The sequence below is a fragment of the Mesorhizobium sp. M2E.F.Ca.ET.209.01.1.1 genome (genome assembly GCF_004010375.2).
Classification (GTDB): Bacteria; Pseudomonadota; Alphaproteobacteria; order Rhizobiales; family Rhizobiaceae; genus Mesorhizobium.
Genome location: NZ_SADP02000607.1, coordinates 1 through 308, shown reverse-complemented (window position 1 = coordinate 308; position 308 = coordinate 1). Strand labels below are relative to the sequence as shown.

General features: G+C 71.1%; 1 protein-coding gene. It reads right to left on the bottom strand.

What is annotated here, in order from left to right:
- The coding region (locus EN852_RS37115) for a copper homeostasis protein CutC (RefSeq protein WP_281407847.1) at window positions 1-308 on the bottom strand (308 nt) is incomplete at both ends.

Here is a 308-nt window from a genome sequence, read left to right as displayed (position 1 = left end):
CCGGCCTGGCGAACGAGCTTTGCCAGAAGCTCGACCCCTTCGACCGCTGTGTCGCGCTGGCCGCTGGTCAGCACGCGGCCGACCTTGCAGCGGATCAGCGCCTCGAGTGCCTCGGCCGGATCGCGCGTCATGTCGAAGGCGCGATGGCAGGTGACGTTGAGCGGGCCGGCCGCCTCGACCAGCGCGCTTATGCGCGCCTCGTCGATGGCGCCGTCCGCGGTGAGGCAGCCGACGACGACGCCGGCGACGCCGAGCTCGCGAAGCGCTTCGACATCGGCCAGCATCGAGCGGTACTCGGCCTCGCTGTA